Origin of the sequence: uncultured Microbacterium sp. (assembly GCF_963521645.1) — a bacterium.
Taxonomy (GTDB): domain Bacteria; phylum Actinomycetota; class Actinomycetes; order Actinomycetales; family Microbacteriaceae; genus Microbacterium.
Genome location: NZ_CAUQVQ010000103.1, coordinates 1 through 8128 on the forward strand (window position 1 = coordinate 1; position 8128 = coordinate 8128).

The following is an 8128-nucleotide window of genomic DNA, read 5'->3' on the forward strand; positions in this document are numbered from 1 at the left end:
ATCCGCCCACGCCGAGCCGGGTCACTTCTGCATCCACCCGCCCCGCCGGCGCCAGGCGGGGTCACTTCTGCATCCCAGATGGGCGCCGGGGATGCGTTTTCGACCCCGCACGGCGAACCCGGGCCGCGGCCGCGGAGCGCCCGGCTCAGCGCGTGCTGGCGCGATCGATGAGCAGCGTCGGCACCACCGCGGACGCTTCGGCGCCGGGCGACCCCTCGATCTCGGCCACGAGCAGGCCGACGGCGCGGTGCGCGAGAGCCGTGAAGTCCTGACGGATCGTGGTCAGGGGCGGTCGGTAGTTCGCGGCATCCGGCACGTCGTCGAATCCGATCACGCTGACGTCTGCGGGCACCTGACGCCCGAGTTCGGCGAGCGCCCGCAGCAGCCCCAGCGCCATCTGGTCGTTGGCGCAGAAGACGGCGGATGCGGAGCGCAGTGCCTCTCCCGCGGCGTACCCGGCCTCAGCCGACCAGTCGCCGCGCACGACGGGCGGGGGCGCGATGCCTGCGGCGACGAGGGTCTCACGCCAGCCGCGCTCTCTCTCCGAGGCCGCGAACGAGTCGTCCGGTCCCGCGAGATGGTGGACGGTCCGGTGCCCGAGACCCAGCAGGTGCGCCGTGGCGACAGCGGCACCGCCGACATGATCGCTGTGCACGACGGCGAGGCCCACCGCACCCGGAGCGTCGACGACCACGAGTGGCAGCCCCGCCGGCCGATCGACCGCCGACACCAGCGCCGAGGCCTCGTTCAGCACGATCGCCCCGTCGACCTCCTGCTCGGCGAGGCGCTCGAACGCGCCGGCGACGCTGTCGCCCGCCGTCACGAGGGTGAGGGCGTACCCGCGCTCCTCGGCAGCCTCGGCCGTGGCCTGCAGCATGCGCGAGTTGCCGACCGTGGCGAGGGTGGTCACGACGAGTCCCACGGTCTGCGAGCGACCGGTGCGCAGTGCTCTCGCCGCGCGGTGAGGCCGGTACCCGAGTTCGGCCATGGCCTGCTCGACGCGTTCGCGAGTGGCGGGATCCACTCGTGGGCTGTCGTTGACCACCCGTGACACCGTCTGACCCGAGACGCCCGCACGCGAGGCGACCATCGCCATCGACACGCGTCCCGATGAGTGGCGGCGGCGCCGGGCACCGGCGTCGTCGCCCGAGAGGTCGTCGTCCACGGCAGGCACCTCCGTCTCGCGTGTCGCAGCTCACCGATCATGTTGACGTTATCACGGCCGTGTGCGTACCATGTTTACGTGAACACGCCCGAACAGCCCGCTCTGCTCTCCGAGACGCTCTCCTCCGGCATCACCAAGCGAGCGACGACTCTCGCCGACGGCCGCGAGCTCATCTACTACGACGACCCCGACACGACGCTCGGTGCCGAGCGCGCCGTCGATGCGCGTGTCCTCGATCCCCGGGGCGACACCGCGTCGATGCGACTCGACGTGCTGACGGGCGACTGGATCACGGTCGCCGCCAACCGACAGAACCGCGTCATGATGCCGAGCGCCGATGCCGACCCTCTCGCGCCTCAGTCGCCGACCAACCCCTCGGAAGTGCCGTCGAGCTATGACGTCGCCGTGTTCGAGAACCGCTCACCGGCCTTCGGCCCCGCCCTCGCCGAGGCGATCGGCATCGCACCCGCCGCCCGCAACCCTCCGCGAGGCCTGGACGATCTCGCCGCCCTCGGCCTCGGTCGCACCCGCACATCCGTCGGGCGCTGCGAGGTCGTGTGCTTCAGCCCCGAGCACACCGGATCCTTCGGCACGCAGTCCGTCACCCGGGCCCGCACCGTGATCGAGGCGTGGGCCGACCGCACCGCCGCACTCTCCCAGCTCCCGGGCATCGAGCAGATCTTCCCGTTCGAGAACCGCGGGGAGGCGATCGGGGTGACTCTGCCGCATCCGCATGGCCAGATCTACGCCTACCCGTATGTGACGCCGCGCACCACGCGCGTGCTCGAATCGATCGATCGCACCGCGCCCGATCTCTTCCAGCGCATCCTCGAGTTCGAGCAGGAGTCCGAACGCGTCGTCTTCCGCGGCGAGCACTGGACCGCTTTCGTCCCTTTCGCCGCCCGGTGGCCGCTCGAGGTGCACCTGATGCCGCACCGTCACGTTCCCGACTTCGCCGCCACGACGGATGCCGAGCGCGACGAACTCGCACCCCTCTACCTGCGTCTGCTCCGCGGAGTCGACGCGCTGTATGACACCCCGACCCCCTACATCGCCGCGTGGCACCAGGCGCCCGTGAACGTCGGCCGCGAGAGTGTGCGCCTGCACCTGCAGCTCACCAGTCCGCGACGCGCAGCCGACAAGCTCAAGTTCCTCGCCGGCTCGGAAGCGGCGATGTGGGCCTGGGCCGCCGAGGTGACCCCCGAACAGGGCGCCGCCCGCATCCGCGAGGCCATCGCGCAGGCAGACACCACCCCGGCGCCCGCCGCCGGCATCGACGCAGAAGAGGCATCCGCATGACCATCGCTCAGGACGCCGCTCGCGCGCTCTTCACCGACCTGACCGGCCGCACTCCCGACGGGGTGTGGTCGGCTCCCGGCCGCGCGAATCTGATCGGCGAGCACACCGACTACAACGACGGGTTCGTACTGCCGTTCGCGATCCCCCACCGCACGGTTGCGGCTGTCGGCGTGCGCGGCGACTCGCGCATCCGGGTCGCCTCGACGTTCGCCGATGCTCCTGTCGATGTCTCCCTCGACGAGCTCGACGAGCTCTTCCCCACTCCGATCGGCACCGCGCCGCGTGTGCCGGAGTGGGCGGCGTACCCGTTGGGCGTCGCGTGGGCTCTGCGCCAGAGCGGCACCGCCGGCATCGGACTGGACATCGCCATCGCTTCCGACGTCCCGGTCGGCGCGGGGCTCTCTTCCTCGGCGGCGATCGAAGGCGCGACGGCCTCGGCTCTGAACGACCTCTGGGAGACCGGGCTCGACGGCAGGGCCCTCGCCCGCATCGGCCGTCGCGCCGAGAACGAGGCGGTCGGCGCCCCCACGGGCATCATGGATCAGATGGCCTCGATGCTGGGTGCACCCGATGCCGCGATCTTCCTCGACTGCCGTTCGCTCGAGACGGAGCTCGTGCCGCTGGGCATGGCCGAGACCGGGCTCGCGATCCTCGTGATCGACACCCGCGTGAAGCACGCGCACTCCACGGGCGGCTACGGGGAGCGACGCGCGGCCTGTGAACGGGGCGCACAGATCATGGGCGTCGAGAGCCTGCGCGACGTGACGGTCGACGACCTGCCGCGCGCACAGGAGCTCATGGACGAGGTCACCTTCCGCCGTGTGCGGCACGTCGTCACCGAGAACCAGCGCGTGCTCGACACTGTCGGTCTGCTCCGCGCACAGGGCGCGCGGGCCATCGGCGACCTCCTGGTGGCCTCGCACGCCTCGATGCGTGACGACTTCGAGATCTCGGTGCCCGAACTCGACACGGCCGTCGACGCCGCGCTCGCTGCCGGAGCGATCGGTGCACGCATGACCGGTGGCGGTTTCGGCGGTGCCGCGATCGCGCTGATCGAGCAGGCAGCGCTCGAGACGGTCTCGGACGCCGTCGCCGCCGCCTTCGCGGAAGCCGGATTCATCACGCCCGTGATGTTCACCGTGACACCGTCAGCGGGGGCGCACCGCGACTCCTGAGCCGATCGCCGACGGCGGCCCGATCTGCGTGACGGTCCGCGATATGCCGCGTCGCCCTGAGATACTGAACACTCCAACACCTGAGGAGCAGCATGTCCTGGATCGTGACCGGCGGCGCCGGCTACATCGGATCGCACGTCGTACGTGCACTGGCGGATGCCGGGCTCGCGCCCGTCATCCTCGACGACCTCTCGAGCGGGGTCGCGACGTTCGTCCCCGAGGGCGTTCCGTTCGTGCAGGGGAGCATCCTCGACCGCGACCTGGTCGAGAGCACGCTGCGCGAGCACGACGCTGAGGGCGTGATCCACGTCGCCGGGTACAAGTACGCGGGGGTCTCGGTGCAGCGTCCGCTGCACACCTACGCGCAGAACGTCGACGGCACGCGCGTCATCCTGGAGGCCATGGAGGCCGCAGGCGTCACGAACATCGTCTTCTCATCGTCGGCCGCCGTATTCGGCACACCCGACGTGCCCCTCGTCGTCGAGAGCACCGAGAAGAAGCCCGCCAGTCCGTACGGCGAGTCCAAGCTGATCGGCGAATGGCTCCTGCGCGATCAGGCCGTCGCCACGGCAGAGAGCGACAGGCCTCTGCGTCACACCTCGCTGCGGTACTTCAACGTGGTCGGCTCCGCCGATCCCACCGTCTACGACGTCAGCCCGCACAACCTGTTCCCGATCGTGTTCGAGGCGCTGCTGGCGGGCAAGACCCCTCGCATCAACGGCGACGACTACGACACGGAAGACGGCACCAACGTGCGCGACTACGTGCACGTGGGCGACATCGCCGCAGCGCACGTGGCGGCAGCACAGCGCCTCGCCGCCGGAGAGCCCATCGAACCGGCGTACAACCTCGGTTCCGGCGACGGTCTGAGCGTGAAGCAGATCATGGATGCCGTCGCGCGAGTGACCGGTATCGACTTCACCCCCGAGATCGGCCCTCGGCGTGCCGGCGACCCCGACCGTATCGTCGCCACCGGAGAGCTCGCAGCACGCGATCTCGACTGGAAGATGCGCTACTCGGTCGACGAGATGGTCCGCACGGGCTGGGAGGCCCGACGCAACGCCTCGTGAGCTCCTGAGCCGACGACGACGAAGGGCCCTTCCTCACCAGAGGAAGGGGGCTCATCCCAATCGGGGGTGTAGGAGTTGGGGTCTGAAGCCGCCGGTCTCGAGCAGGCTTCGGGCGATGTAGTTGGTCAGGTTGCGGAACCCGAGTGCGGAGCCGCGTAGGTGTTCGAGCCGTCCGTTGAGTGCCTCGGTCGGCCCGTTGCTGGTGCCGGGTCGTTCGAAGTAGGCGAGCACGTCGGCGGCTCGCTTCTTCAGGGTCCGGCCCAGGGTGGTGAGCTCGGTGAGCACCTTGGGGACGCCGGCGCTGAGGTCGGTGATCAGCTTCTCCATGAGCTCGCGGCCACGTTGCAGGTCCCCGTGGCGATAGGCGGCGATCATCCGCTGGTAGACACCCCAGGTCGCCTCGACCTCGACGTGAGCGTCATCAACGAACAGCGCGCGTAGCCTGTCGCTCTGCTTGTCGGTGAGCAGGTCCGAGCCGGTGTGCAGCGTGCGCCGCGACTTGTAGAGCGGATCGTCCCTGAACCCACGGTGCCCGTGGATCGCGAGTTGGACCCGGCGCCGGCACCTGTCGAGGGCGTCACCGGCCAGGCGCACGACGTGGAAGGGATCCATCACCGTGACCGCGTCCGGGATCTCCTCTGCAGCGGCGGTCTTGAACCCGGTGAAGCCGTCCATCGCGACCACTTCGACCGCGTCACGGAAGGCGTCGTCGCGGTCGGCGAGCCAGGTCTTGAACGCCGCCTTCGACCGGCCCTCGACCATGTCCAGCAGCCTTGCTGGGCCGGCGCCATCGCGGACCGGGGTGAGGTCGACGATCACGGTGACGTACTTGTCGCCACGCCTGGTGTGGCGCCAGACGTGCTCATCGACGCCAATCACCTTCACGCCCTCGAACCGCGTGGGGTCGTTGATCAGCAACCACTTGCCTTCGGCCAGGACCGCGTTGTTGGCGGTGTCCCACGCGACCCCGAGTCCCTCGGCGACACGGGCGACGGTGAGGTGTGCGACCACGATCCCTTCCAGCGCCCACCGCAGCCCGGTGCGCGAGAGCTTCGCGCGTGGCTCCGCCGCGGCGCTGGTGTCTTGGCGCCACACGTGTCCGCAGTCTGCACAGCGGTAGCGGCGCACTACAACTTCCAGCACGGTGGGTCGCCAGCCCAGCGGCTCGTGGGCCAACCGCCGGATCACGGTGTCACGAGCGGCGCCTTCGCTGCCGCACCGTCGGCACCACTGATCTGGTTCCACCACGCGGCACGCGAGGACCGCACGATCCGGTTCAAGTCGTTGCCCGATCACGCTCAGACCGAGGCCGTCGAGTCGAGCGAAGGCGGTTAGGTCAGGGCGGCCGAAGCCGGGCGGCGGGGTAGCGTCGGGCACGTCGAGGTCTTTCCGATGGATGGCGTAGGAGCCTCCATCGTCGGGAGACCTCGACGTCTATCTGCGGACCGACTCGGCAGGGCGCGATCGTCTCGTGCGTTGGCGGACTACGGGAGCTTGGACGCGAGGACGTCGGCCGCCAGGATCTCGGGTGCTGCGCCGAGGAGGTGCTGGTTGGCCATCAGGGCTGCGACGATGGCGCCGTTGGCGTGGGCGTCGCGAGCGGCCTCGTCGGGGAATGCATCGAAGATCCAGAAGGTGTCGGCGTGGGTCCTGACCGCGAACCAGACAATCGTTCCTACTTCTTCGTTGGCGAGTGCGACAGCGCCGGCGAGCAGATCGGCGAGCGCGTCGTGCTGTCCATCGGCCGCGACGATCTTGGCGACGAAGGCATACGGAAGTGATGCGGGTGTGGACATGGGGGACTCTCCTAGGTGTCGGGGTTCTTCGTGGGACGAGTTCAGCGTATGACGAGCGAGGGCCGGTGGGGAGTGGCGTATACGGCAGTATTGCTATTGTTTACGTCATGCGTATAGGACTGATCGCGATCGACGGCTGCTTCGGTTCGGCTATCGCGTCGATCATCGACATCGTGCGGGTGGCCGACGGAGCCCGCGGCGATGTCGACCCGCGGATCGACCCGATCGAACTCGCCATCCTCGGACCGAAACGGCGAGTGACCACGACGGCATCGATGACCCTGTCGGTGGACCACCCGCTGTCGGAGTCCGGAGAGTTCGACGTGGTCGTCGTCCCTGCGCTTGGAACCCTTACGGCCGCCGCGACCCACGACGCCCTCCAGAGCCGAGATGCTCGTTCGGTCATCGCCTCGCTGGGGCGCCTCGACGAGGCGACCACCCGGATCGCCGCGGCGTGCACCGGCGTGTTCGCCGTCGCCGAGACCGGACGGATGCATCATCGGCGGGCGACGACCAGCTGGTTCCTGGGGCCGGAGTTCCTGAAGCGCTATCCGACCGTCGCCCTCGATCTCGACACCATGGTCGTGGCCGACGGGAACCTCGTCACCGCCGGCGCCGCGTTCGCCCACATCGACCTCGCGCTCTCACTCGTGCGATCGATCAGCCCCGACCTGGCCCAACATGTCGCCAAGCTCCTCATCATCGACGAGCGCCCGTCGCAGGCGGGCTTCGTCGCTTACGAACATCTCCGGCACGAGGACCCGATCGTCGTCGAGTTCGAACGCTTCGTGCGCGCCCGCCTGGACGAACCGTTCAACGTCGCCTTCGTCGCGCAGTCACTTGGCACCAGCCGGCGCACCCTCGAACGACGAGTCCGTGCGGCGCTCAACCTCACTCCGCTCGGCTTCGTCCAACGGCTTCGCATCGAACGAGCTCGGCACCTCTCAGCAACCACGGACTTCACCTCCGCCGAGATCGCGCTACGGGTCGGCTACGCGAACGCCGAGACTCTGCGCTCCCTCCTGCGTAGGGAGCGACGCCGTTCCTGACCTATCGCCATGCCTGTAGCCGGTGTCATAGCGCTCGGTTGGAACCACCTCTCAGCACGTCGCGTCGACGCTTCTGCGTCGCCCCCTGGACGACCCACTCGACACGCCCGCAGCACAGGCCATGTGACGTGTCCCGGCTTCCCGGATGGTCGGGGTTGGGTGGCTGTGATGTCGCTGCGTTCTCGTCGAGAGCATCAGCAGACCCGATCAGAGCCGATTGGGATGAGCCGAGAAGGCGGTTAGGTCAGGGCGGCCGAAGCCGGCCGGCGGGGTAGCGTCGGGCACGTCGAGGTCTTTCGGACGGATGGCGTAGGAACCTCCATCGTCGGGAGACCTCGACGTCTATCTGCGGACCGACGCGCCCGGCCGACCTACACCTTCATCTGGGAAGAGCCAGGAAGGGCCCTTCGTCGTTGTCACGTGCCTTCTGCGTCACACCATCGTCTGCACGATGCTCCCGACGCTGGCACGAACGCGTTAACGCAGAAAAGCCACCCAGCATTGGGTGGCTTTTCTGTCTAAAAGAAGTCCGGCGGTGTCCTACTCTCCCACAGGGTCCCCCCTGCAGTACCAT

7 protein-coding genes are annotated in these 8128 nt (G+C 68.9%); 4 read left to right on the forward strand and 3 right to left on the reverse strand.

Annotated features, from left to right (window positions below):
- Positions 1 to 145: 145 nt before the first annotated feature.
- Positions 146 to 1096, reverse strand: a complete 951-nt coding sequence (locus tag RWO82_RS14285) for a LacI family DNA-binding transcriptional regulator (protein ID WP_314428203.1) — start codon at positions 1094 to 1096, stop codon at positions 146 to 148.
- A gap of 147 nt (positions 1097 to 1243) precedes the next feature.
- On the opposite strand from RWO82_RS14285, the gene galT reads away from it, so the two are divergent.
- From galT to galE, 3 genes are all read left to right on the forward strand, one after another.
- Complete coding sequence (galT, locus tag RWO82_RS14290) at positions 1244 to 2464, forward strand: galactose-1-phosphate uridylyltransferase (protein ID WP_314428198.1); 1221 nt, start codon at positions 1244 to 1246, stop codon at positions 2462 to 2464.
- A complete protein-coding gene (galK, locus tag RWO82_RS14295) occupies positions 2461 to 3639 on the forward strand; it encodes a galactokinase (RefSeq protein ID WP_314428199.1) in 1179 nt (392 codons plus the stop codon). The genes galT and galK overlap by 4 nt, the downstream gene beginning before the upstream one ends.
- Positions 3640 to 3731: 92 nt before the next feature.
- Positions 3732 to 4709 carry a UDP-glucose 4-epimerase GalE gene (gene galE / locus RWO82_RS14300; protein ID WP_314428200.1) on the forward strand — a complete coding sequence of 326 codons (978 nt, stop codon included), beginning with the start codon at positions 3732 to 3734 and terminating at the stop codon, positions 4707 to 4709.
- A 51-nt stretch (positions 4710 to 4760) separates the two neighbouring features.
- Here the strand turns inward: galE and RWO82_RS14305 are convergent, their stop codons facing one another.
- Positions 4761 to 6086, reverse strand: coding sequence for an ISL3-like element ISPfr2 family transposase (locus RWO82_RS14305; RefSeq protein WP_314428201.1), 1326 nt, complete (start codon positions 6084 to 6086; stop codon positions 4761 to 4763).
- A 107-nt stretch (positions 6087 to 6193) separates the two neighbouring features.
- Positions 6194 to 6505 (reverse strand): putative quinol monooxygenase, encoded by a 312-nt coding sequence (locus tag RWO82_RS14310; RefSeq protein ID WP_003941073.1) that lies wholly within the window; start codon positions 6503 to 6505, stop codon positions 6194 to 6196.
- A gap of 107 nt (positions 6506 to 6612) precedes the next feature.
- Between RWO82_RS14310 and RWO82_RS14315 the strand changes: the two genes are divergently transcribed.
- Positions 6613 to 7554, forward strand: coding sequence for a helix-turn-helix domain-containing protein (locus RWO82_RS14315; RefSeq protein ID WP_314428202.1), 942 nt, complete (start codon positions 6613 to 6615; stop codon positions 7552 to 7554).
- Positions 7555 to 8128: the final 574 nt, after the last annotated feature.

What these genes read in the sequence shown, in the direction of transcription:
- RWO82_RS14285 (WP_314428203.1), bottom strand. Translation starts at nt 1,096, where the DNA reads ATGGCGATGGTCGCCTCGCGTGCGGGCGTCTCGGGTCAGACGGTGTCA.
- galK (WP_314428199.1), top strand. Translation starts at nt 2,461, where the DNA reads ATGACCATCGCTCAGGACGCCGCTCGCGCGCTCTTCACCGACCTGACC.
- galE (WP_314428200.1), top strand. Translation starts at nt 3,732, where the DNA reads ATGTCCTGGATCGTGACCGGCGGCGCCGGCTACATCGGATCGCACGTC.
- RWO82_RS14310 (WP_003941073.1), bottom strand. Translation starts at nt 6,505, where the DNA reads ATGTCCACACCCGCATCACTTCCGTATGCCTTCGTCGCCAAGATCGTC.
- RWO82_RS14315 (WP_314428202.1), top strand. Translation starts at nt 6,613, where the DNA reads ATGCGTATAGGACTGATCGCGATCGACGGCTGCTTCGGTTCGGCTATC.